General features: G+C 49.3%; 25 protein-coding genes. All 25 read left to right on the top strand.

The window, feature by feature from the left end:
- Nucleotides 1-51 precede the first annotated feature (51 nt).
- The 25 genes from ACFPXP_RS07600 to ACFPXP_RS07480 all read left to right on the top strand — a co-directional run bounded on the left by ACFPXP_RS07600 (nt 52) and on the right by ACFPXP_RS07480 (nt 23,012).
- Complete coding sequence (locus ACFPXP_RS07600) at nt 52-573, top strand: YceD family protein (protein WP_379893692.1); 522 nt, start codon at nt 52-54, stop codon at nt 571-573.
- Between the two features lie 29 nt (nt 574-602).
- Entirely contained in the window at nt 603-773 is a 171-nt protein-coding gene (gene rpmF, locus ACFPXP_RS07595) for a 50S ribosomal protein L32 (RefSeq protein ID WP_379893627.1), read from the top strand.
- Between the two features lie 264 nt (nt 774-1,037).
- Nucleotides 1,038-1,622, top strand: a complete 585-nt coding sequence (gene fapR / locus ACFPXP_RS07590; protein ID WP_379893626.1) for a transcription factor FapR — start codon at nt 1,038-1,040, stop codon at nt 1,620-1,622.
- A 5-nt stretch (nt 1,623-1,627) separates the two neighbouring features.
- A complete protein-coding gene (gene plsX / locus ACFPXP_RS07585) occupies nt 1,628-2,617 on the top strand; it encodes a phosphate acyltransferase PlsX (RefSeq protein WP_379893625.1) in 990 nt (329 codons plus the stop codon).
- A gap of 9 nt (nt 2,618-2,626) precedes the next feature.
- A complete protein-coding gene (locus ACFPXP_RS07580; RefSeq protein ID WP_379893691.1) occupies nt 2,627-3,613 on the top strand; it encodes a beta-ketoacyl-ACP synthase III in 987 nt (328 codons plus the stop codon).
- Between the two features lie 31 nt (nt 3,614-3,644).
- Nucleotides 3,645-4,565: an ACP S-malonyltransferase gene (gene fabD / locus ACFPXP_RS07575; RefSeq protein ID WP_379893623.1), complete on the top strand. Its 921-nt coding sequence runs from the start codon at nt 3,645-3,647 to the stop codon at nt 4,563-4,565.
- A 125-nt stretch (nt 4,566-4,690) separates the two neighbouring features.
- Nucleotides 4,691-5,431, top strand: a complete 741-nt coding sequence (fabG, locus tag ACFPXP_RS07570; protein WP_379893622.1) for a 3-oxoacyl-[acyl-carrier-protein] reductase — start codon at nt 4,691-4,693, stop codon at nt 5,429-5,431.
- 91 nt (nt 5,432-5,522) lie between these two features.
- On the top strand, nt 5,523-5,756 hold the full coding sequence (locus tag ACFPXP_RS07565; RefSeq protein WP_379893621.1) for an acyl carrier protein: 234 nt from the start codon (nt 5,523-5,525) through the stop codon (nt 5,754-5,756).
- 180 nt (nt 5,757-5,936) lie between these two features.
- The gene (gene fabF, locus ACFPXP_RS07560; RefSeq protein WP_379893690.1) at nt 5,937-7,178 is read left to right on the top strand and encodes a beta-ketoacyl-ACP synthase II; all 1,242 of its coding nucleotides are present in this window, start codon (nt 5,937-5,939) and stop codon (nt 7,176-7,178) included.
- 39 nt (nt 7,179-7,217) lie between these two features.
- A complete protein-coding gene (rnc, locus tag ACFPXP_RS07555) occupies nt 7,218-7,907 on the top strand; it encodes a ribonuclease III (RefSeq protein ID WP_379893620.1) in 690 nt (229 codons plus the stop codon).
- Between the two features lie 221 nt (nt 7,908-8,128).
- Nucleotides 8,129-11,701: a chromosome segregation protein SMC gene (smc, locus tag ACFPXP_RS07550; RefSeq protein WP_379893619.1), complete on the top strand. Its 3,573-nt coding sequence runs from the start codon at nt 8,129-8,131 to the stop codon at nt 11,699-11,701.
- A gap of 70 nt (nt 11,702-11,771) precedes the next feature.
- On the top strand, nt 11,772-12,779 hold the full coding sequence (gene ftsY, locus ACFPXP_RS07545; RefSeq protein WP_379893618.1) for a signal recognition particle-docking protein FtsY: 1,008 nt from the start codon (nt 11,772-11,774) through the stop codon (nt 12,777-12,779).
- Between the two features lie 168 nt (nt 12,780-12,947).
- Nucleotides 12,948-13,286, top strand: a complete 339-nt coding sequence (locus ACFPXP_RS07540) for a putative DNA-binding protein (RefSeq protein ID WP_379893617.1) — start codon at nt 12,948-12,950, stop codon at nt 13,284-13,286.
- 28 nt (nt 13,287-13,314) lie between these two features.
- Nucleotides 13,315-14,667, top strand: a complete 1,353-nt coding sequence (gene ffh / locus ACFPXP_RS07535; protein ID WP_379893616.1) for a signal recognition particle protein — start codon at nt 13,315-13,317, stop codon at nt 14,665-14,667.
- Between the two features lie 102 nt (nt 14,668-14,769).
- The gene (gene rpsP / locus ACFPXP_RS07530) at nt 14,770-15,042 is read left to right on the top strand and encodes a 30S ribosomal protein S16 (RefSeq protein ID WP_379893615.1); all 273 of its coding nucleotides are present in this window, start codon (nt 14,770-14,772) and stop codon (nt 15,040-15,042) included.
- A gap of 23 nt (nt 15,043-15,065) precedes the next feature.
- The gene (locus ACFPXP_RS07525; protein ID WP_379893614.1) at nt 15,066-15,296 is read left to right on the top strand and encodes a KH domain-containing protein; all 231 of its coding nucleotides are present in this window, start codon (nt 15,066-15,068) and stop codon (nt 15,294-15,296) included.
- Nucleotides 15,297-15,451: 155 nt separating this feature from the next.
- Complete coding sequence (gene rimM / locus ACFPXP_RS07520) at nt 15,452-15,970, top strand: ribosome maturation factor RimM (RefSeq protein ID WP_379893613.1); 519 nt, start codon at nt 15,452-15,454, stop codon at nt 15,968-15,970.
- Between the two features lies 1 nt (nt 15,971).
- On the top strand, nt 15,972-16,709 hold the full coding sequence (gene trmD, locus ACFPXP_RS07515; protein ID WP_379893612.1) for a tRNA (guanosine(37)-N1)-methyltransferase TrmD: 738 nt from the start codon (nt 15,972-15,974) through the stop codon (nt 16,707-16,709).
- 155 nt (nt 16,710-16,864) lie between these two features.
- On the top strand, nt 16,865-17,215 hold the full coding sequence (rplS, locus tag ACFPXP_RS07510) for a 50S ribosomal protein L19 (protein WP_379893611.1): 351 nt from the start codon (nt 16,865-16,867) through the stop codon (nt 17,213-17,215).
- A 140-nt stretch (nt 17,216-17,355) separates the two neighbouring features.
- A complete protein-coding gene (lepB, locus tag ACFPXP_RS07505) occupies nt 17,356-17,961 on the top strand; it encodes a signal peptidase I (protein ID WP_379893610.1) in 606 nt (201 codons plus the stop codon).
- On the top strand, nt 17,958-18,836 hold the full coding sequence (ylqF, locus tag ACFPXP_RS07500) for a ribosome biogenesis GTPase YlqF (protein WP_379893609.1): 879 nt from the start codon (nt 17,958-17,960) through the stop codon (nt 18,834-18,836). Before lepB ends, ylqF begins: the two co-directional genes overlap by 4 nt.
- A 189-nt stretch (nt 18,837-19,025) precedes the next feature.
- Nucleotides 19,026-19,988, top strand: a complete 963-nt coding sequence (locus ACFPXP_RS07495) for an AAA family ATPase (protein ID WP_379893608.1) — start codon at nt 19,026-19,028, stop codon at nt 19,986-19,988.
- Nucleotides 19,989-20,135: 147 nt separating this feature from the next.
- Nucleotides 20,136-21,098, top strand: coding sequence for a DUF58 domain-containing protein (locus ACFPXP_RS07490; RefSeq protein WP_379893607.1), 963 nt, complete (start codon nt 20,136-20,138; stop codon nt 21,096-21,098).
- Nucleotides 21,095-22,387, top strand: a complete 1,293-nt coding sequence (locus ACFPXP_RS07485) for a hypothetical protein (RefSeq protein ID WP_379893606.1) — start codon at nt 21,095-21,097, stop codon at nt 22,385-22,387. Before ACFPXP_RS07490 ends, ACFPXP_RS07485 begins: the two co-directional genes overlap by 4 nt.
- Nucleotides 22,380-23,012 carry a ribonuclease HII gene (locus ACFPXP_RS07480; protein ID WP_379893689.1) on the top strand — a complete coding sequence of 211 codons (633 nt, stop codon included), beginning with the start codon at nt 22,380-22,382 and terminating at the stop codon, nt 23,010-23,012. Before ACFPXP_RS07485 ends, ACFPXP_RS07480 begins: the two co-directional genes overlap by 8 nt.
- Nucleotides 23,013-23,064 lie beyond the last annotated feature (52 nt).

Raw genomic sequence — 23,064 nt, 5'->3', positions numbered from 1 at the left:
ATATCGTTATAATTGACTTTGTTTGTTTGGAGTGATGCACCCTTGTCCATCATGATTAATGTCAGAGAATTGTCTGCAAAGCCGATTCCCCAAAAGATTCAAACTTCTATTCCGCTTCAGAACCTTGTGAAGGATGATAAGGATATTGTGAAGGCGGAGCCGCTAAACCTGGATTTGCAGGCGGTGGCCAAAGAAGGCGTCATTACGGTGAGCGGCCGATGCAATGCCGACGTGGACTTTATATGTGCCAGAACGCTGGTGCAATTTACGGAGGAAATTGCCTTCGATGTCCATTTGGCGTTTACCACGTTCCAGACCCATGCCATGAAAGATGAAGACATGGAGTACATTCCCGGAGAAACGTTTGATCTAGTGCCTTTTCTTGAGGAGCAGTTTCTGCTTTCGCTCCCGTTCATTCCGGTATGCAAGGAAGTAAAGGATCAGGAGGCCCAGCGGCTGCTTGAGAAATACGTTCGGGATCCAGTTGAAGAAGAGCAAGCCAGCGAAGCTTCGACTAACCATATTGACCCCCGCTTGGCCGGGTTGAAGAAATTTTTTGACAAAAAAGAATAACCTCATCATTTCGTTAAGGAGGTGGGATCATGGCAGTACCACAAAGAAGAACTTCCAAAACTCGTCGTGACATGCGTCGTACTCATTTCAAGTTGCAAGTTCCAGGTATGGTAAAATGCGAGAACTGCGGCGAATTGAAATTAGCACACCGCGTTTGCAAATCCTGCGGACAATATAAAGGAAGACAAGTTGTAAGATAATTTTACTGATAGTACTTCATCCTGGATGAGGTGCTATTTTTTTTGTCTAATTTTGACGAGACCATCAGGAATGAATGTGCTTGAACAGTCGGTTGTGACAGGCATTCCAGGCACTGACGTCATCGAAAAATAAAAGATTCCTGCATATTTTTACTTCACAATAAGTAAGGTTTTCTATATACTACTTTTAGTACCTGGTATTAATGGCAAGTCGTAATATGTAAAATTAAATCGTCTGCTGCAATAAGGAGGTTCGGCCGGAGTATGGAGCGTTTGCCGAAAAAACAGCGTCAGGAAAAGCTGTCCAAATGGATAGAAGAGAACCCGTTTGTTACAGACGAGGAATTAACGAAAGCTTTTCAGGTCAGTATACAAACGATTCGATTAGATCGAATGGAGCTCGGCATCCCCGAACTGCGTGAACGGCTCAAGCTGATGGCCGAACGTTCCTATGATCAGGTCAGGTCGCTGGCAATCGACGAGGTAATTGGAGAAGTCGTTGATTTACAGCTGGATAAAAGCGGGATTTCGATTTTAGAAATGAAAGAAGAGCATGTATTTGCGAGAAATCAAATTGCCCGTGGACATCATATCTTCGCTCAAGCCAATTCTTTAGCCGTCGCTGTCATCAACGAAGAAGTGGCGCTCACCGTTTCGGCAGACATCAGGTTCTTAAGGCCGGTGCGGCTGCATGAGAAATGTGTCGCCAAGGCTTACGTCCGAGCGATTACGGGTGAGAGACGCAAGGCGAAGGTGGAAGTGTTTACTTATGTTGGAGAAGAATTGGTGTTCCAAGGGAATTTTACAGTATATCGTTCTGCTGGAGATATGGCTGAAGAAAAGGAGTGACGACGTTGAGAATTGCCATTGATGCAATGGGCGGAGATTTGGCACCGAAGGAAATCGTGGCGGGAGTGCTCGCTGCGGCGAGTCAATACTCGGATGCGGAGTTGATTTTGGTTGGCCATGAGGCGCAAATTCGCAGCTGTTTGTCATCTGAATTGCCTGTAAACGTCAGAATCGTGCATGCGGAGGATCGTATATTAGCGGATGACGAGCCTGTTCGTGCTGTGCGGCGCAAGAAGGACGCGTCCATGGTCGTTGCTGCAAGACTGGTCAAGGAAGGACAAGCGGAAGCGATGATTTCCGCCGGGAATACGGGGGCGCTGATGGCAGCGGGATTGCTCATTATCGGCAGAATTCCGGGGATTGAACGGCCTGCACTGGCTCCGATGCTGCCAACGATGGATGGCGCAGGGGTACTTGCCTTGGATTTAGGAGCGAATATGGACGCTGCTCCGGAGCATTTGCTGCAGTATGCGGTGATGGGGAGCATTTATCGTTCTAAGGTAGACGGTATGGAGAAGCCCCGCGTCGGTCTTCTCAACGTGGGGACTGAGGCAATGAAGGGCAACGAGGTTAGTAAAGCAGCTTATGCCTTGATCGAGCAAGCCCCTATACATTTTGTCGGCAATGTAGAGGCGAGAGATGTATTCGCCCGCAACTGTGACGTGCTGGTGTGTGACGGCTTCGTCGGCAACGTCATGCTGAAGACGATGGAAGGAACGGCCAGCACAATATTCGGGGCTTTAAAGCAGGAATTTACGAGAACGACGTTCACAAAGCTTGCCGCCGCCGTACTCAAGCCTGGCCTGTCCCGGTTTAAGAAAAAGTTGGATTATACCGAGCATGGTGCTGCGCCTTTGCTGGGTATTAACGGCCTGTGTCTGAAGAGCCATGGCTCTTCAGATGCCAACGCCATTAAGAATGGAGTCAGACAAGCGATTCATGCCTTGAAAAATAATTTAGTGGGCTCGATCGCAGCGGAAATCAGCGGGAAGTGAGTGATGGACTTGAATATTCGACCTGTTGGGATATTAGGAACGGGTAAATATGTTCCTGAACGGGTATTAACCAATAAAGATTTGGAACAAATGGTAGATACGAACGATGAGTGGATTACATCAAGAACAGGCATCAAGGAACGCCGAATTGCGGCGGAACATGAAGCGACCTCGGACTTGGCATACCACGCTTCTATGGAGGCGCTGCGAAACGCGGGTATTTCGGCCGACGATTTGGATTTGATCATTGTGGCGACCATTACGCCGGATATGGCGTTTCCGTCCACGGCCTGCATATTGCAGGAAAAATTAGGGGCGAAGAAAGCGGCTGCGTTCGATCTGGCTGCCGCCTGCTCTGGTTTTATCTACAGCTTGGCCAATGCGTCTAACTTTATCGCGATGGGAACTTATAAGCATGTATTGGTCGTCGGTGCAGAATGCTTGTCGCGCATTACCGATTACACAGACCGCAATACGTGTGTCTTGTTTGGAGACGGGGCGGGTGCTGTCGTTCTTGGAGAAGTCCCAGAAGGCCGAGGTTTTAAGTCGTTTGAACTCGGCTCTGACGGCTCCGGCGGCGAGCTTTTGAAGCTTGCTGCCGGAGGTTCGAGAAATCCAGCTTCTGCGGAAACCATCGAGAACAAACAGCATTATATCCATATGGAAGGTCGTGAAGTGTTTAAGTTTGCCGTTCGCATTATGGGAAGCGCGGCTGACGAAGCTTTAAGAAAAGCCGGCTGTACGAAAGAGGATATTGATTTTCTCGTTCCGCATCAGGCCAATATCCGAATTATCCAAGCGGCTCTGCAGCGGCTCGAACTGGATGAAGACAAGTGCATTATTAACCTGCCATTCTATGGGAATGCATCTGCGGCATCGATTCCGCTTGCGCTGGCAGAAGCGAACGAGAACGGCCGTCTGCGCGAAGGCGATACTGTGCTTCTTGTTGGTTTCGGCGGCGGATTGACCTGGGGTGCATCCGTATTGGTTTGGTAGTTTGATCGCTTATGAAGAGGAGCGTGTAAATATGGGGAAAACTGCGTTTGTATTTCCTGGACAAGGTGCCCAAACGGTCGGCATGGGCAAGGATTTCTATGATACGTATCCGGAGGCAAGGGCGGTATTTGAGAAGGCTGATCGCCTGCTGAACTTCGGTTTGAGCGAGCTCATTTTTGAAGGGCCGGAAGAAGAATTAAAGAAAACGGCAAACACACAGCCAGCACTGCTTACGGTCAGCGTTGCCATTTTGGAAGTGTTTAAGCAAAAAGGGATTCAAGCGGATTACGTGGCCGGCCATTCGCTTGGAGAATATAGTGCACTCGTGGCATCTGGAGTCCTCTCGTTCGATGATGCCGTTCGTGCCGTACGCAACAGAGGCATAGCGATGGAACAGGCGGTGCCTGCGGGACAAGGAGGCATGGCGGCCGTTCTAGGAGCGGACCGCGAAAGGCTGGCGGAGCTTTGCCGGGAAATTTCTGCGGCTGGCAGCACAGTGGAGATGGCCAACGTGAATTGTCCCGGTCAAATCGTCGTTTCCGGATCTGCAGCGGGAATTGAGCAGATTGTGGAGCGCGTCAAAGAGTCGGGAGCCAAGCGGGCTATTCCGCTCGAGGTCAGCGGACCGTTTCATTCCTCGCTCATGCAGCCGGCTTCAGAGCAGCTGGCGAAGGAATTGGATTCGGTAGCCTTCGCGGATGCAGTGTGTCCTGTCATTTCCAATGTGAGTGCTCAACCTGTTACGGAGGGAGCGCAAATTCGCAGGCTTCTCGCCCAGCAGGTCGTATCTCCGGTGCTTTGGGAAGACAGCATGAACTGGCTTACCGGGCAAGGTGTGGATACATTTTATGAAATTGGATCGGGTACGGTATTAGCGGGGCTTATGAAGAAGATCAATCGGCAGGCGAACATCGTTTCCATTAACAGCTTAGAAAGCTTAGCCCAGGTTTGAACAACGGACCAGCGTTTTGTTGAAGATCAGACGCGGGTCTGCTGCTTGATTGAAGAAGAAAGCAGGAATTTTATCGTTCGCCCGAGAACATAAAGTTCATCCAAAAGGAAAAAGGAGGGTGCTTTATGCTCCAAAATCAGGTTGCGTTAGTAACCGGCGCATCGAGAGGGATCGGCCGAGCGATAGCTTTGGAATTGGCCAGTTCAGGCGCGGATGTCGCTGTCAACTACGCAGGAAGTGAGCAGGCAGCACAGGAAGTTGTAGAGCAAATTGAAGCCATGGGCCGGAAGGCAATCAAAATTAAAGCGAATGTAGCGAATGCGGCGGAAGTGGATGAAATGGTCCAGACGGTACTGCAGCACTTCGGAAAATTGGATATACTCGTGAATAACGCTGGGATTACACGGGACAATTTAATCATGCGGATGAAAGAGGAAGATTTCGATGCGGTGATCGATACGAACTTGAAAGGCGTCTTCCACTGCATCAAGGCCGTGTCCCGTCCGATGATGAAGCAGCGTTCCGGCAAAATCATTAATATTTCGTCTGTCGTTGGGGTGCTCGGCAATGCGGGTCAAGCGAACTATGTAGCGGCCAAAGCGGGTGTGATTGGTTTGACCAAAACATGCGCGAAGGAATTCGCTTCTCGGAATATTACGGTCAATGCGATTGCGCCGGGCTTCATATCGACGGATATGACGGAACAATTGTCAGATGCTCAGAAGGAGACCTTGATCCCTCAAATTCCGCTCGGAAGAATTGGGCGGCCTGAGCATATAGCGAAAGCAGTCCGTTTCTTGGCCTCTCCAGATGCCGACTATATGACGGGACAGACCCTGCATGTTGACGGCGGAATGGTGATGTAATACAAGCTGGAAAGCTTGGGCCACCCCATAGAGACAACCTATGGTAATTTGAATTGAATTCTCGTATAATACCATGGAGGAGGTGAACCGGATGGCCGACGTAATGGAGCGTGTAAAACGCATTGTCGTGGATCGTCTAGGTGTTGATGAGTCCGAAGTGACTCTTGAAGCATCTTTCAAGGATGACTTGGGCGCAGACTCTCTCGACGTAGTTGAATTGGTAATGGAACTGGAAGATGAATTTGATCTGGAAATTTCCGATGAAGATGCAGAGAAGATCTCTACCGTGGGAGAAGTCGTTAATTACATAAATGCGCATAAGTAAGAGACGATGGAAGTCCCGTTTGTTTTAAACGGGACTCTCTCACATATAGCCAGCCCCGTCAACCACAGGGTTCACCCAAAAACAATGGAAGTGACAATTAGCGGTCTTCGGACTTATGATGCTCATAGATGTTTGACATATGTTGATGAACGAGGCTGTTTAAAGATAGAGGTGATCATGATGAAACGTAGAGTAGTTGTGACTGGGATGGGGGCGCTGTCGGCGCTGGGAAATGATCTCGAGTCGTTATGGAATGGATTAATGGAAGGAAAGTCCGGTGTGAGCCGGATCGAACATTTTGATGTCAGCGAATACACCACGAAAATCGCTGCATATATTAAAGATTTCAATCCCGAATCTTTCGGTATCGATAAAAAAGAAGCAAGACGCATGGATCGTTTCGTCCAATTCGCCGTAGCAGCGGCGAAAGAAGCACTTAAAGATGCGAATCTGGACGTGCGAAAGGATACAGATCCAGAACAGGTTGGTGTTTACATCGGCTCCGGTATCGGCGGATTAGGCACTTGGGAGGAACAGCATCGGGCCTTGATGGAGAAGGGACCGAAGCGGGTGAGCCCATTCTTCATTCCGATGATGATTGCTAACATGGCATCGGGGCAAGTATCGATGTCGACCGGTGCGAAAGGTCCGAACAGCACGTCTGTAACGGCGTGTGCGACGGGAACACATTCGATTGGCGATTCATATAAGCTGATTCAACAAGGTGAAGCGGATGTGATGATTTGCGGTGGAGCGGAAGCGACCATTACGCCGATTGGCGTAGCAGGCTTCTGTGCGATGCGCGCCATGTCCACTCGCAACGATGAGCCTGAAAAGGCGAGCCGCCCGTTCGATGTGGACCGCGATGGCTTCGTTATGGGTGAAGGGGCAGGCGTTTTGATTTTGGAGTCGCTGGAGCATGCCCAAAAGCGCGGCGCCCGTATTTATGCGGAAGTCGTCGGTTACGGCATGAGCGGCGATGCATACCATATGACCGATCCGGATCCGGACGGTGCAGCACGCTGTATGCTTCGTGCATTGAAGGATGGAGAAATGAAGCCGGAGGATGTGGACTACGTCAACGCTCACGGCACTTCTACCCCGGTAGGGGACAAATCCGAAACGGAAGCAATCAAGCGGGCGTTCGGAGAGCATGCGCACAAGCTGGCGGTAAGCTCTACGAAATCGATGACTGGACATCTGCTTGGAGCAGCCGGCGGAATTGAAGCGGTAATTTCCAGCTTGACCATCAAGCATGGAATGATTCCACCGACGATTAACCTGGACAATCAGGATCCGGCATGCGATTTGGACTATGTGCCGAACAAACCGCGGAAAGCGGATGTGAAAGTGGTCATGTCGAATTCCTTTGGTTTCGGCGGACATAACGCCACAATCGTGCTGAAGCAGTTTAATGAATAGTGCAGGTCAGTCAAGCTCTGCAGCGAAGGAGGGACATCTGTGCACCGGAATCTGGATCAATTGCAGGAACAATTAGGTTTGCGCTTCCGGCAGAAGAAGCTGCTGCAGCAAGCTTTTACTCATTCCTCTTACGTTAATGAGCATCGAATGGAGAAGCACGAGGACAACGAGCGCTTGGAGTTTTTAGGCGATGCCGTTCTCGAGCTGACGATGTCAGAGTACTTGTACAATCTTCATAAGGAGTACAGCGAAGGAGAATTGACAAAGCTTAGAGCCTCCATCGTGTGTGAGCCCTCTTTGGTTCATTTTGCTCAAGCGCTGAACTTTGGTGACTTTGTCCGGCTCGGCAAAGGAGAGGAAATGACGGGAGGCCGTTCTAGACCTGCGCTGCTCGCCGATGTATTTGAAGCGTTTATCGGAGCGTTGTATTTGGATCAAGGCTTGGAAGCGGCGAAATCATTTCTTCGTCAATTCGTCTTTCCGCTTTTGGATGGAGCCAAGAAGCCCCAGGTTCAAGACTACAAGACGCAATTGCAGGAATATGTGCAGCAGCAAAATCTTGGTACGCTCGAATACCGCATTGTTCAAGAGAAAGGCCCCGCCCATGATCGCGAATTCGTGTCCGAGGTATTTATGGACAGCCAAAGTGTTGGGATGGGAACGGGCCGCTCGAAGAAAGAAGCGGAGCAGAATGCAGCTTGTCAGGCATTATCCAAAATTCGAAAATAGCGGTTTGGTGAGAAGCAGCTTCATCCTGTAATCACTAGCAGCGGCTTTCATAGCAAGCAAATGCCCTTGGAATGCTTCAAGGGCATTTTTTTATGATCCGCATCCTTCGCCAGCGGCTACCGCGGATTCGGTCCGAATGAGAGGAAAACATGTTATTTCCGACGTTGAAAAAAAACTTCGGTTTTCGGACGATTGTGATACAATGTGTTTGGGGTGAAATCATGCATTTGAAACGACTGGAGTTGGCAGGATTTAAATCCTTCGCAGAAAGGACAGAGCTGGAATTCGTCCAAGGCATTACCGCCGTGGTTGGGCCTAACGGCAGCGGGAAAAGCAATATTTCCGATTCCATTCGTTGGGTACTGGGCGAGCAGAGCGCAAGAAGCTTGCGCGGGGGCAATATGCAGGACGTTATTTTTGCCGGAAGCGATTCGAGAAAGGCGGTCAATTACGGCGAAGTCTCTTTGACGCTGGATAATACGGATCAGCAGCTTTCGCTGGAATTCAGCGAAGTGACAGTCACGCGAAGAATACACCGCAGCGGAGAAAGCGAATATTTTATTAACAAGCAGCCCTGCCGATTAAGAGACATTACGGAATTATTCATGGATACCGGTATCGGTAAAGAGTCCTATTCGATCATCGGGCAAGGCCGGATTGAGGAGATACTCAGTACTCGGTCCGAGGATCGGAGAGGCATTTTTGAGGAAGCGTCCGGTATTGTTAAATATAAAACGAGAAAAAAAGAAGCGCAGAAGAAGCTGGAGGATACGGAGCAAAATTTGCTTCGAATTCATGATTTAATCTCGGAAATCGAGGATCAGATCGAGCCTTTGCGTGAGCAGTCCGAGAAAGCGAGAACATATAAGCAGTTAAAAGAACAATTGAAAACGCATGAGATTTCATTATATGTGTATCAAATCGATGAGATCCATGGAGCTTGGCAGGATGCCAGTGCTGCGATGGAACGGCTTAAGAACGTTCAGCTGGAACTGTCTGCGGTGGTGAGCAAGCATGATGCAGAGCTGGAAGGCAATCGGCTCGAAATCCGCAAGCTGGAAGAGGAAATGGAGCAGCTTCAGCAGCAGCTTCTTCAGTGCAGCGAGGATTTAGAAAAAGGTGAAGGACAGCGCGAAGTGTTCCAGGAGCGCGAGAAAAATTTATTACATAATATGGAGCAGCTTCAGCATAAGCTGGATTCGGATGCCGCTCGGAAAGATCAGCTGACTCAGGAAATGGGGCAAATGCAGATCAAACTCCAGGAGCTGGACAGCAAGCTGAAACAGCTGCAGACGAGCATTGCCGCAGAAGGAGAAAGACTGAAGGGCGTTGCGGGCTTAACGGCCGAGGATGAAGAGGATCGGCTGAAAGCCGACTTGCTGGATACGCTCAACGAATCGGCGCAGGCACGCAATGAGCTTCGGTATGTGGAGCAGCAGTTGGATTCGGTTCAGCGGAAAATGGACAAGCTGTTGTCCGAGAATGAGCAGTCTTTTGGACAGTACAATACGCTGAAGGCAGATATGGAGCAGTGCAATCAGCAGATCATGATGAATGCTGAAGCGTTGGAAAAAGCCAGGAATGCTTTTACAGCTTTAGCAGATCAGCTGAAGAACAAGCAGTCGCTGCTGGAGGAGTCGATGGTTGCTCAACGCAAATGGGAGCAGCAGCTTGACTCGATGGTGTCACGCCGCGATACGATGAAGGAAATGCAGAACGATTTTGACGGCTTTCAGCTGGGGGTTAAAGAAGTGCTGAAGGCAAGAGACCGGGCCGGCGGACTTAGAGGTATTCAGGGAGCCGTTGCAGAACTGGTCAAGGTGCCGGGGCATCTCGAAAAAGCCGTAGAGACTGCGTTAGGCGGCGCACTTCAGCATATCGTCATGGACGATGAAGCTTCCGCTCGGGAAGCGATCTCCTTTTTGAAGAAGCGTCAGCTTGGAAGGGCGACGTTTTTACCGCTGGACGTCATACGGGGCAGGTTCATTCAGCATAGCGATCGCCAAAAAATATCGGAGCAGCCCGGTTACGTTGGGGTCGCAGTCGATTTGGTGGAGTATGAAGACCGCTACGATTCGATTATGTCCAGTTTGCTCGGACAGGTGATTATTTCGGAAACGCTGGAGCAGGCCAATAAAATAGCAGCCGCATGCCAATATCGTTATCGTGTCGTCACTTTGGACGGCGACGTCGTCAATGCCGGAGGCTCGATGACGGGCGGAAGCATGAATCGGAAATCGGCTAACTTGTTAGGCAGACAGCGTCAAATCGAAGAAATGGACGAGCAGATTGTAAAAGCAGGCCAGCAGCTGGAGCTGCTGAAGCAGAAATCTGCCGATTTAAAAAAGACGGTGGATGACGGAAAGTTGGAGCTGGAACGGCTTCGCGATGAAGGGGAAGCGCTTCGCCTTCAGGAGCAGCAGCTCCAGGGCGAGAAGAAAAGGCTCGAAGCTGCGCTTCATCAGATGGAAGCACAGATGGGAGTTGCAAAGCAGGAGGCGGACCTCAGCTCGGTTGAACAGGATCAGCTCACCCAAAAGCAGGCGGAGTTGAAAGACAAGATCCTGTTGACGGAACAGAAGGAAGGACAGCTCCAGGAGTTGATCCGCGAAGCGGAAAAGGCACGGAAAGACAGCCTGTCGGTGAAGGAGCATCTGCAGGGTGTTCTAACGGATCTGAAAATAGAAGCGGCATCGCTGCAGAAGGAAAAACAGAGTACACAGGAGCAGATCGAGCGCTGGAACAGTGACTTGATCCGATTCAATCAGGAGATGGGCTTTAGCTCGGCGGAGCTTGAGCGGATGGAGAAAGAGCTGGAGGAGCTGAAGCTTCAGCTGACGAAGCAGATCGAAGCCATCAATGCCGGCCGGCTGCAAAAGCAAAAGCTGATGGAAACATTAGAATTTAAGCGCGCGGACCGGCTCAAAAGCAATCAACGTCTGGAGGATGCCGAAAGCGAAACGAAAGAGCAGCGGATCCAGCTGAAGCAGATCGAATCGGAGCTGCATCAAATGGAAGTAAAGGCGAATCGTCTGGACGTTGAATTGGAGAACTTGTTGAAGAAGCTGTCTGAGGATTACGAGCTCAGCTACGAACTGGCGAAGGAGCGTTATCCGATTCCAGAGGATGTTCAGGCCGCACAGCAAATCGTTCGCGATCTGAAAAGACAGATCGCCTCGCTCGGTGATGTCAATCTGGGGGCGATCGATGAATTCCAGCGGATGAGCGAGCGTTTTGACTTTCTTAGTGAACAAAAGCAGGACTTGGTGGAAGCGAAGCAAAAGCTGTATTTGGTCATTCAGGAGCTTGAACAGGAAATGTCGAAGCGGTTCCGGACGACATTTGATCAAATCCGAATCCATTTTGTTGACGTGTTCAGCAAGCTTTTCGGAGGAGGAAAGGCCGATCTCGTACTCGACGATCCGAATCATCTGCTCGATACAGGGATAGAGATCGTCGCCCAGCCACCAGGCAAAAAGCTGCAAAATTTGCAGCTGCTTTCCGGTGGAGAGAAGGCGCTGACGGCGATTGCTCTGCTTTTTGCCATATTGCATGTAAAACCGGTACCTTTCTGTGTACTTGATGAAGTCGAGGCTGCACTGGACGAAGCGAACGTGGCGCGGTTTGCGCAATATTTAAGGGAGTTCAGTCAAATGACGCAGTTCATCGTCGTCACACACCGTAAAGGAACGATGGAAGAAGCGGATGTCCTGTACGGCGTCACCATGGAAGAAGGCGGTGTATCCAAGCTTGTATCCGTTCGTCTCGATGAGGATGAGCCGGTTTCAGCTTGACGTACGAGGCGGGGAATATTTATGCCGATCGATTGAGAAGAAGAGGATAGGGAAAGATGGGAGGCTGTTTATGAGTTTTTTCAAACGATTGAAGGAAACGATCTCAACCAAGACCGAAGCAGTGACAAATAAATTCAAAGACGGTCTGACGAAAACAAGAAGCGCTTTTGTGGAGAAAGTCGAGGATTTGATTACGCGGCGCAAGAAGATCGATGAAGAATTTTACGAAGAGCTGGAAGAAATTCTGATTACCGCTGATGTCGGGGTAGGTACGGTTATGGAACTTATCGACCAGTTGAGAAAAGAGGTTCGTGCCCGGAAAATCGAGGATCCGGTGGATCTGCAGCCCGTGCTGTCAGAAAAGCTCGTTGATCTCTTGAAGGGAGAAGGCGAAGAGGACAGCCAGTTAAGGCTGAATCCGAGTGGACTGACCGTCATCCTGTTTGTCGGTGTGAACGGAGTGGGCAAAACAACGACCATCGGCAAGCTGGCGCATCGCTTCAAGCAGGAAGGCAAACAGGTCGTACTGGCTGCGGGGGATACGTTCCGTGCAGGGGCGATTGAGCAGCTTGAGGTTTGGGGCGAAAGAGTCGGCGCTCCCGTCATTAAGCAGCAGGCGGGATCTGATCCTGCGGCTGTCATCTATGATGCACTGAAGGCAGCGCAGAACAGAGGCGCTGACATCCTGCTGTGCGATACGGCGGGACGTCTGCAGAACAAAGTGAACTTGATGGAGGAGCTGAGCAAAATATACCGCGTCATTCAGCGTGAAATTCCCGATGCTCCTCATGAGGTGCTGCTGGCACTCGATGCAACAACGGGACAAAATGCGCTGTCACAGGCTAAGCTGTTTGGTGAGAAAACCGGAGTCACAGGCTTGGTGCTGACGAAGCTGGACGGTACAGCGAAAGGCGGTATTGCGATCGCCATCCGTCAGGAGTTGAACATCCCCGTGAAATTGGTCGGGCTGGGAGAGAAGATGGACGATCTGCAGGACTTCGATTCCGAACAATTCGTTCATGCGCTGTTTTCCGATTTTATTCAGAAGGAAGAGTCGAAGCAGGGAGAAGCACTTTAATCGGGTCAGTGATGGTAAAGCGCTGAAAATACTCACTTTATGCTGACAAGGAAAAATACTTGACACCGCATCTGTCTATCGTATATGATAGGGATTGTTCTCAGATGCGGTGTTTTGTTTTGACCTAGATGATGATTGAGATGCGCACTGCCGTAAGGAGGATGCAGCATGGAGGTTTTGGAAAAAGTAATCCGCATCAATTTATTGATGGATTTTTACGAGCCTCTGCTCACGGAAAAGCAGCGATCCGTATTGCGGTATTATTATGTGGACAACTTTTCGCTGAGTGAAATTGCGGATTTGGTTTCAACGAGCCGCCAGGCTGTAAATGACCATTTGAAGCGTGCAGAGCAGACGCTGGAAGATTATGAAACGAAATTGAACCTGGTCCGAAAGCATGAATCAAGAGTGCAGCTGTTGGAGCAGCTTCGTGAAGCGGTATCCAGTGGTGAACCGGACCATGCTGATATGATACAATGGTTGGAACAGCTCGAGGAGCTGGATTAGAAAGCATCAGAGCAGGAGGTGAACGATCATGGCTTTTGAAGGATTGTCCAGCAGATTGCAGAACGTGTTCAGCAAGCTGAAGGGTAAAGGAAAGGTATCCGAGGAAGACGTTAATGATGCCATGCGGGAAGTGCGTTTGGCTCTGCTAGAAGCCGACGTCAACTTTAAAGTGGTAAAAGAGTTTATCTCCAAAGTGAAAGAAAAAGCGATCGGGCAAGAAGTGATGAAAAGCTTTACGCCGGCCATGGTCGTCATTGATATCGTCAATAAAGAGCTGACCGAGCTGATGGGCGGTGCACAGAGCAAGCTGGCGAAGTCCAATCGGCCGCCGACTGTCATCCTTATGGTGGGTCTGCAAGGTGCAGGGAAAACGACAGCTTCCGGTAAGCTGGCTAAGCTGCTCCAAAAGCAAAATCATAAGCCGATGTTGGTTGCCGCTGATATTTACAGGCCTGCTGCGATCAAACAGCTGCAGACGTTAGGTGAACAGCTTAAGGTGCCTGTATTTGCGTTAGGCGATCAGGTAAGTCCGGTGGAGATTGCGAAGCAGGGGATTGAACAGGCGAAGCAGGAGCATCACGACTATGTCATTATCGATACCGCCGGCCGGCTGCAGATCGATGAAAGCTTAATGGAAGAGCTGAAGCAGATTAAGGACGCTGTTCAGCCGGACGAAGTGCTGCTTGTTGTAGATGCGATGATTGGACAAGAAGCTGTCAATGTGGCTGAGAGCTTTCATCATCAGCTCGAGCTAAGCGGCATTGTGCTGACGAAGCTGGACGGGGATACGCGCGGCGGTGCCGCCATTTCGGTCAAAGCGGTCACCGGTTGTCCAATCAAGTTCGCCGGGATGGGTGAGAAGCTGGATGCGCTTGAGCCGTTCCACCCGGAACGGATGGCATCCCGGATTCTTGGCATGGGCGATATGCTGACACTGATAGAAAAGGCGCAGACGACGATCGATACGGAAAAGGCAAAAGAGCTTGAACGCAAAATGCGCAAAGCGGAATTCACCTTTGAAGATTTCCTTGAGCAGATGGAGCAGGTGAAGAAGCTGGGTCCGCTCGATCAAGTGCTCGACATGCTGCCTGGCATGGGCAAGATGAAGGGCATGAAGAACCTGAACGTCGATGAGAAGCAGATGGCACGAGTGGTGGCGATTGTCAAATCGATGACCAAGGAAGAGAAGCAGAACCCCGAGCTCTTGAACGCAAGCCGTCGCAAGCGGATTGCGGAAGGCAGCGGCAACTCGATTCAGGAAGTCAACCGCCTCATCAAGCAGTTCGAGGAAATGCGAAAAATGATGAAGCAGTTTTCCAGCATGATGGGCAACAAAAAGCAAATGAAAAAGCTGGGCAAAGGCTTTAAATTTCCATTTTGATTGCTAGCCTCATTAAATGAGGCCGCCCGAAAAGGAACCGCATAAGCTTCGAAGCATGAAGATCGCTTTTTGGGTTAAATATTGTAAGGAGGTGAATTTGACATGGCAACACGTATTCGCTTGAAACGTATGGGTGCTCACAAAGCTCCTTTCTACCGTTTGGTCGTTTCCGATTCCCGTTCTCCAAGAGACGGCCGCTTTATCGAGGAGATTGGCTACTACAATCCAGTAGCTCAACCTGCTGAGGTGAAGATCGATGAAGAAAAAGCGTTGAAATGGCTGCAAACGGGAGCGCAAGCTTCTGATACGGTTCGCAGCTTGTTCAGCAAAGCTGGTATTATGAAGAAATTCCACGAGTCTAAGCTGCAGAAGTAACTATAGGCTGGAGGTTCTTGATCATGAAAGAGCTGATCCAAGTTATTGCGAAAGCGCTCGTTGATCATCCAGAAGATGTGCGTGTGGAGGAAACGGAAAAGGATCATGCGGTCGTGTATGAGCTTTCCGTCCATCCAGAGGACGTAGGCAAAGTGATCGGCAAGCAAGGCCGAATTGCGAAAGCGATGCGAACCGTCGTCACATCGGTAGCTGTGAAGATGAACAAAAAAGTGATTGTGGATATTCAATCATAATAGACCACATTTAAAAGGGGCTAGGAGCATTCCTAGCCTCTTTTTTCTATTCATCCTGGGGAGCATATGCGGGGTACATTGATTTTTGACGCAAGGACATGTATATTTTCAAAAGAGAATCATTGCAGTATCAACGATGGAAAGGAGGGAGTACTATGAGCGGGAAATTGTTTAAGGTCGGTAAAGTAGTGAATACCCATGGTATTCGAGGCGAATTGAAGGTGGTCTCGACAACCGATTTTGAAGAACTGAGGTTTGCAAAAGGCAGTGAGCTTTGGCTGGATCATCCCAGCTTGAGTGAACCGATCCCGTTTAAAGTAGCGGATGCGAGAGCACATAAAGGTACATATATTCTCCGATTCGAGGGGATCCAAAATATTAATGAGGTCGAGCAATATAAAGGCGGCACATTAAACGTCACCGAGGATCAACTGGCCGAGCTGGAGGAAGATGAGTTTTATTATTATGAGATTGTCGGCTGCCGCGTTGTGACGGAGGAAGGCGAAGAGCTGGGGACGATCAAGGAAATATTGAGTACGGGAGCAAACGATGTATGGGTTGTGAAAGGCAAGAGCGGCAAGGACATTCTCATTCCGTATATAGACGAGGTCGTATTGGAAGTGGATGTGGAGGAACAGCTGGTAAAGATTCATCTCATGGAAGGGCTGCTGTAAAATGAAAATTGATGTGCTGACCATATTCCCCCGCTTGTTTGAGCCTTTCTTTGAGGAAAGCATCATCGGAAAAGCGAGAGAAAAAGGCAAGGTTCATTTTCAAACCATTAATTTCAGGGATTTCTCCACGAACAAGCATCAGACGGTTGATGACTACCCGTACGGGGGAGGCGGTGGAATGGTGCTGAAGCCTGAGCCCATCTTCTCAGCGGTAGAGCATTTAACCGAAGGTACGGAGAAGAAGCCGAGAGTCATCTTAATGTGCCCGCAGGGTAAACCATACCGCCAAAGCAAGGCGGAGGAGCTGGCACAGGAGGAGCACTTGATTTTTATATGCGGTCATTATGAGGGATATGATGAACGCATTCGGAAGTATTTGGTCACCGATGAAATTTCAATTGGCGATTATGTGTTGACCGGCGGAGAAATTCCTGCGATGGCGGTCATCGATAGTGTCGTGAGACTATTGCCGGGCGTGCTAGGCAATGAGATTTCAGCTGTGACGGATTCACACAGCACTGGCTTGCTGGAGCATCCACACTACACTCGACCTCCGATATTTAGAGAGTGGGAGGTTCCTGAAGTGCTGCTGTCCGGCCATCATGAGAACATCGAAAAATGGCGCCGCAAAGAATCACTGCGAAGAACTTGGAAGAGGCGCAGAGATCTTCTCGAAGGTCTGGAGCTGAACAAAGAAGAACAGCAGTGGTTGAAGCAATTTGAGCAGGATGATGAATAATGTACGTTAACTGCAGATAAACTATTGTCTTTATGTCCCGGATATGATAAACTAATGCCTGTTGGTTTAGTACGGTGGTCCTCTGCCGGTATACGGCTGCCAATCAGCCGATCATGGAGACGGTACGAACACCTGTGTGGAAGGAGGTCATCACTATGAATCAAGAACTTTTAAAAGAGCTTACTCAAGAGCAGCTGCGCAAAGATATTCCGGCATTCCGTCCGGGAGATACACTCAGAGTACACGTTAAGGTCGTTGAGGGATCCCGCGAACGTATCCAGGTGTTTGAAGGGGTTGTTATCAAGCGCCGCGGCGGCGGAATCAGCGAAACCTTTACCGTTCGTAAAGTATCTTATGGTGTTGGGGTAGAGAGAACGTTCCCGCTTCACACGCCGAAAATCGATAAAATCGAAGTGATGCGTCGTGGTAAAGTTCGCCGTGCGAAACTGTACTACCTGCGTAATCTTCGTGGTAAAGCTGCTAGAATTCAAGAAATTCGCAGATAATAATGCAGGAAGGGGACTTGTGATCAAGTCTCCTTTTTTCAAATTCAGGACGGGTCAGCCTATCAATCAAAAATGATTCCAGTGATATTCTTGCCATAAAACTCCATCCGACCGAAATATGAACGAAGGAATGAACTGCCATGGACGACGTAGCTGCTGCCAAGTCACAATGGAGAGAATGGATACTGGCCATTGCAATCGCCCTTGTCGTCGTTATTTTGCTGCGATGGTACGTGGTGAGTCCCACGGTCGTATCGGGTGAATCCATGGAACCGAATTTTTATCATAATGACCGGGTCATGGTAAACAAGATGATTTATAAGCTTCGGGAGCCAAAACGCGGTGAAGTCATCGTATTTCACGCTTCGGAGCAAAAGGACTACATAAAACGAGTAATCGCGCTGCCTGGAGACCGAATTATGGTCAAGGGAGACGACGTATATATAAATGGACAGATCGTTTGGGAACCCTATATAGCAGAGTCTGTAAGACAGGCACATGAGCAGGGAACACTTTATAATCAGCTGAGAAATTTCAAAATTACGAATGAAGGCATTGTCCCTGTGGTAGTACCAGATCAAATGCTGTTCGTCATGGGAGATAACCGGCCTTCGAGCAACGATAGCCGAAATCAAGAGATTGGTTTCATCCCAATCGATCAGGTCGTTGGGAGAGCGGATCTTATTTTTTGGCCGTTAAGGCATTTTGAAGTCATTCAGCATTCCGAACCGGAGGTGAAATCATGAGTATTCAATGGTTTCCAGGCCATATGGCGAAAGCAAGACGACAAATTGAAGAACGACTGAAGCTGATCGATGTTGCGATCGAGCTGTTGGATGCGCGCATACCGCTGTCGAGCCGAAATCCGATGATTGACGATATTTTGGCCCAAAAGCCGAGAATCGTCCTTCTGAATAAAGCGGATATTGCAGATGAACGCATAACGAAGGAATGGATTAGGTATTTTGCAGATCGAAAACTGAAGGCGCTGCCGGTAGAATCGACGACCGGAAAAGGGGTCAAAGAAATTACGGAAGCTGCCAAAGAGAAAATGGCGGACAAGTTTGCGGCGATGGGCAGGAAGGGAATACAGCCTCGTGCCGTTCGAGCATTGATCGTGGGCATTCCCAATGTCGGAAAAAGTACACTGATCAACCGATTAGCGGGGAGAAGTGCAGCCGCGACAGGCGACCGTCCGGGAGTCACGAAAGCGCAGCAGTGGATTCGAATCGGAAGTGAGCTGGAGCTGCTCGATACACCAGGAATACTGTGGCCTAAATTCGAAGAAGAATGGGTAGGTTATCATCTAGCTGCTACGGGTGCGATTAAAGACGAAATTTTAAACTCGGAAGATATCGCTTTCTATATATTGAAATATTTGATTCGCGAGTATCCTAAGGCCTTGGAAGAACGTTATGGAATTGAACAGCTTCCAGAGGATACGGAAAACCCTCATGAGGTTGTGGAGCTGATGGAGCAGATCGGTCGAAAAAGAGGCTGTCTTCAGAGCGGGGGCAGTGTCAATCTGGAAAAAGCATCAAATGTGATTTTGAGGGATCTAAGAACGGAGAAGCTGGGGCGAATCAGCTTGGAGCGGCCGTCCGATTTTGAAGCGTTGTGAGTGCGCGAAATATAGTTATACGTCTAAATAATAGGCATGAGCGTTAGATCGATTGTTGAAGCAAATGGACCTTGTAAATCTCTAGTGGAGACTGCAAGGTTTTTTTTGTTTTTCCTTGCGAAAACCTTTACAATATGGAATATAATGAAAAAATATGAGTTGTATAGATGCCGATATGGAGGGGAAATCATGCAATTTGAGCAGATGAAAGAGACAGCCAATAGACTATCAAGTTCCATCGGAAAGGTCATCGTAGGAAAACAGGAGGTGATCGAGCACCTTCTGGTCGGTATTTTTGCTGCTGGTCATGTACTGTTGGAGGATGTTCCGGGAACAGGAAAAACGATGCTGGCCAAAGCACTCGCGAAATCGATGGGTGGAAGTGCCAAAAGAGTGCAGTTCACACCGGATCTTCTGCCGAGCGATATAACAGGAATTCATTATTTTAATCAAAAGACAAGTGAATTCGAATTTCGTCCCGGTCCCGTGTTCACGAACATATTGCTGGCGGATGAAATTAACCGGGCTACACCAAGAACGCAATCGAGCTTGTTGGAATGTATGGAGGAACGCCAAGTGACGATCGACGGCGTCACGATGCCGCTGGAAAGACCGTTTTTGGTCATTGCAACGCAAAATCCGGTTGAAAACCATGGCACGTATCCTTTGCCGGAGGCACAGCTCGATCGATTTTTAATTAAAACGGCGATGGGATATCCAGAGAAGGATGAAGCTGTGCAAATTTTAAAGCGTTTCCAAGCGGAAAATCCCTTGGACCAGCTGGAAGCCGTTGTTCGTCCCGAGGATATAGCAGTTGCGCAGCAGCGGATTGGACAAGTTCGGGTGACCGATGAGCTGTTTGGATACATCGTGCAGCTTGCAGAAGAGACTCGGAAACATGCCGATGTGGTGCACGGCGTAAGCCCCCGCGGCTGTCAGTCACTGCTTAGAGCATCTCAAGCGTGCGCCGTTATACGCGGAGGCAGGGATTATGTTCTTCCGGATGATGTAAAGCATATGGCAGCCCCCGTCCTTTCGCATCGCCTAGTGCTGAACTCACAGGCCCGGATGAAAGGCGTGACGGCCGGCGGCATTATGGAACAAGTGCTCGGAACCGTGCCGGTGCCTGTCGATCATGCGTATTCTAGGTAGGCTGTAAATCGTATGTATTGGCTTTTTATTATCGCACTGTTGGTCGTTTTTGTTCAGATGGGGATTTACTCAAGATGGGGCTTGAGAAAGGTTACATATGAGCGATATTTTCCAAAGAGCTCTTGTATGGAGGGGGAGGAAGCGCATATGGTTGAACGCGTGTCCAATCGCAAGTGGCTTCCGGTACCTTGGCTGCGTATGGAGTCCGCGATTCCAAGCAGCCTGCAGTTCAGAAAAGATGCGACGGTGGATGTGCTGGAAGGCGAAAGGATGCAGAACCATTCCAGCTTGTTCAGCTTATTTCCGTATACGCAGATCACACGAACGCATCATTTTACCTGCATTCGCAGAGGCAGCTATACCTTAAACACCGTCACGATGACCTTTGGTGATCTGCTTGGTATTGTGAAGAAGCACAAAGTGTTCGAGACACCGATGCACATGCTGGTGACTCCGAGGCCGCTGCCGCTCGAGGAGCTGCCGCTGCCTGCTCGCGAGTGGCTCGGTGAAACGGTTGTACGCAGATGGATTGTGCCGGATCCATTTCTCTTCTCCGGCGCTCGTCCTTATCAATCCGGTGATCCGATGCATACTGTGCATTGGAAGGCGACGGCAAGAACGAATGAACTGCAGGTTCATCGCAAGGATTTTACGGCAGATTACAGTATTATGATCTGCTTGAATGTCGAAGACCGGGAAGAAGTATGGAAGGAAGTCATCGATCAAGAGCGGATTGAACAGCTGATCCGTGCTTGCTCTGCGGTCGCCTTTGACTTAACCGATAAGCAGGTTCCTGTCGGCTTTGCCTGCAACGGCTATGATATTGAAACGAAAGAAAAGCGGCCGTTGGTCATTGAGCAGGGATCCGGTGCAGCGCATCTCGATACGATTCAGGAGCAGCTGGCGAAGCTGAAGATCGAGCCGGTTGTCCATTTCTACGAGTTGTTGGAGAAACTGCAGCAGGGGCAGCAGGGCGCTGTCGATTATTTAATCGTTACCTCTGTGGTGAACAGCAAGGTATTGGAACGTATCGAACGGCTTCGAGGTTCCGGAAGTGAAGTACAGCTATTGGATATGGCTTCACTCGGCTTCATGAAGGAGGGCGCATGATGCTTCTGCTGAAACGGCTAGTCAAAGGACTCTCGGAGCAGTTGTTCATATTTCCAATATATACAGTCTTGTATGTCGTACTTAATCAAGAAGGCGTGGAAACGGCTTCCTTACCGTTATGGATAGCAGCATTTACATTGTTGTATACGCTGGGTTCTCTCTGGAAGGAAAGGGCGCATAAGTGGCGAATGTATGGTGTTATTCTCTCTGCTCTCATTACATCTGCAGCCGCAGCGGTGTTGATCGAGGATGGGATCGCTGGCGTACTGCTTTTGACTGCTGTGAATCTATTTGCCTACTTAAGAGGCGTGTTTACGAGTCATCTTCCATGGAATTCACAGACACTGCGAAATATGATTTGTTTGCTGAGCTATTTTATTTCCGTGTTTTTATTTGCAAAAGTTGAACCGCTTGAGCCTTATCAAACGGCAGTGACCGTTCTTGGAATTTCTATTTTGGTCATTTACATTGGAATGCAGAATATATTCAATCTGAAGGATGAGGCGTCACACGGCGGCAGCAGCCGGAAAATTCCGCGCCGGACGCTGATGCTGAATGCCGTCATGGTATTCATCCTGCTGGCGGCAATGTTTATTTTATTCAGTTTGAAATGGATTCAGGATGCAGCGGGAACGGTGATGAACGAGATCAAGGAGCGCGCAGCAGCTTTTTTCAGGTGGCTGAATGATCTTTTAGCTAGTGACGAGATCATCAATGAACCGATGCAGCCGCAGCAGCCTATGGCGCCGTTTCCGACAGAGGAAACGGAGGAAACGTGGTGGACGAAGTTTCTGGAAGTGTTGGAACAAGTGATGTCTTATCTCGTGATCGGCTTGCTTGTCCTCCTCATTCCAGTGCTCCTGTGGTTTTTATGGAAGAAAGCCATTCCGCTGTTGAGGAGATTCTCGCAGTGGCTTGCACTAAAGCTGCAGCAGTCATCAGGGGAAGTCAGCGAAGCCTACGAAGACGTAGTAGAGGCGATTACAGATCCGAAGACGGATCCAGGCAAAGGAAAGAACAAGCCGAGAGGACGCAGGCTGTTTTCCCGTTTCACTTCTGTCAGCAATCGCGAAAAAGCGATAGATCAATATATGAGCATGCTTCGAAAGTATGTGAAGAAAGGCCTCGAGGAGAAGCCGAACCGGACTTCACTAGAGACTGGAAGGTTCATATTGGAAATGGATTTGAACGAGAAAAAACGAAATCAAGCTGTCATTGAGCTGTACAATAAGGTAAAATACGGGGATAAGGATGTTACAGATGACGAACTGAAAAAGCTGGATTCATAGGGAGAGAAATGACATCATGTTGTCTTATGAGCAGGAGTTATGGAATAGGGGTTTAGTACATATTGCAGGCATTGACGAGGTGGGAAGAGGCTGCTTGTTCGGTGACGTTGTCGCCGCAGCAGTCGTGCTCCCCTCTTCTTTTGTTTGTGAGGATATTCAGGATTCGAAGAAGCTGAGCGAGAAAAAGCGAGATGCGCTGTACGATATCATTCAAGAGCAAGCGCTCGCGATCGGAATCGGAAGAGTAGCCGCTGAGGAAATCGATCGGATCAATATCAAGCAAGCGGCACGGCTCGCAATGCAGAAAGCGCTAAGGCAAATGGAGATCGTACCCGATTATCTGCTTATCGATGCGGAGCGAATTGAAACGGATATTCCGCAGCTTTCCATTGTGAAAGGAGACAGTCTTAGCCAGTCGATCGCAGCCGCCTCAATCATCGCCAAAGTGACGCGGGACAGGCTGTGTGTGCACTGGGACCAGCTGTATCCACAATACGGTATCGCCAAGCATAAGGGATACGCAACGAAGGAGCACCGGGAAGCGATTCGCACCTATGGTCCTTGTCCGCTGCATCGGACATCGTTTCTAAACAATATCTTGGCAGAGCAGCAAACGCTGTTTTAAGGGTTTGAGACACGTCTGCTAACAGAAACGGCGACAGCAGCCGATATACATA

It is taken from the genome of Marinicrinis lubricantis, from assembly GCF_042658665.1.
GTDB classification, from domain to species: domain Bacteria; phylum Bacillota; class Bacilli; order Paenibacillales; family KCTC-33676; genus Marinicrinis; species Marinicrinis lubricantis.
The sequence above is the reverse complement of the archived record's forward strand: the minus strand, read 5'-3'. Positions and strand labels throughout refer to the sequence as shown.

Coding starts and splice junctions, on each gene's coding strand:
- fabD (WP_379893623.1), top strand. CDS start 3,645: ATGGGGAAAACTGCGTTTGTATTTCCTGGACAAGGTGCCCAAACGGTC.
- lepB (WP_379893610.1), top strand. CDS start 17,356: ATGGACGACGTAGCTGCTGCCAAGTCACAATGGAGAGAATGGATACTG.
- ACFPXP_RS07600 (WP_379893692.1), top strand. CDS start 52: ATGATTAATGTCAGAGAATTGTCTGCAAAGCCGATTCCCCAAAAGATT.
- ACFPXP_RS07490 (WP_379893607.1), top strand. CDS start 20,136: ATGGTTGAACGCGTGTCCAATCGCAAGTGGCTTCCGGTACCTTGGCTG.
- fapR (WP_379893626.1), top strand. CDS start 1,038: ATGGAGCGTTTGCCGAAAAAACAGCGTCAGGAAAAGCTGTCCAAATGG.
- ylqF (WP_379893609.1), top strand. CDS start 17,958: ATGAGTATTCAATGGTTTCCAGGCCATATGGCGAAAGCAAGACGACAA.
- fabG (WP_379893622.1), top strand. CDS start 4,691: ATGCTCCAAAATCAGGTTGCGTTAGTAACCGGCGCATCGAGAGGGATC.
- ACFPXP_RS07565 (WP_379893621.1), top strand. CDS start 5,523: ATGGCCGACGTAATGGAGCGTGTAAAACGCATTGTCGTGGATCGTCTA.
- fabF (WP_379893690.1), top strand. CDS start 5,937: ATGAAACGTAGAGTAGTTGTGACTGGGATGGGGGCGCTGTCGGCGCTG.
- ACFPXP_RS07540 (WP_379893617.1), top strand. CDS start 12,948: ATGGAGGTTTTGGAAAAAGTAATCCGCATCAATTTATTGATGGATTTT.
- rpsP (WP_379893615.1), top strand. CDS start 14,770: ATGGCAACACGTATTCGCTTGAAACGTATGGGTGCTCACAAAGCTCCT.
- rplS (WP_379893611.1), top strand. CDS start 16,865: ATGAATCAAGAACTTTTAAAAGAGCTTACTCAAGAGCAGCTGCGCAAA.
- rimM (WP_379893613.1), top strand. CDS start 15,452: ATGAGCGGGAAATTGTTTAAGGTCGGTAAAGTAGTGAATACCCATGGT.
- ACFPXP_RS07525 (WP_379893614.1), top strand. CDS start 15,066: ATGAAAGAGCTGATCCAAGTTATTGCGAAAGCGCTCGTTGATCATCCA.
- ACFPXP_RS07485 (WP_379893606.1), top strand. CDS start 21,095: ATGATGCTTCTGCTGAAACGGCTAGTCAAAGGACTCTCGGAGCAGTTG.
- ftsY (WP_379893618.1), top strand. CDS start 11,772: ATGAGTTTTTTCAAACGATTGAAGGAAACGATCTCAACCAAGACCGAA.
- trmD (WP_379893612.1), top strand. CDS start 15,972: ATGAAAATTGATGTGCTGACCATATTCCCCCGCTTGTTTGAGCCTTTC.
- ffh (WP_379893616.1), top strand. CDS start 13,315: ATGGCTTTTGAAGGATTGTCCAGCAGATTGCAGAACGTGTTCAGCAAG.
- smc (WP_379893619.1), top strand. CDS start 8,129: ATGCATTTGAAACGACTGGAGTTGGCAGGATTTAAATCCTTCGCAGAA.
- ACFPXP_RS07495 (WP_379893608.1), top strand. CDS start 19,026: ATGCAATTTGAGCAGATGAAAGAGACAGCCAATAGACTATCAAGTTCC.
- rpmF (WP_379893627.1), top strand. CDS start 603: ATGGCAGTACCACAAAGAAGAACTTCCAAAACTCGTCGTGACATGCGT.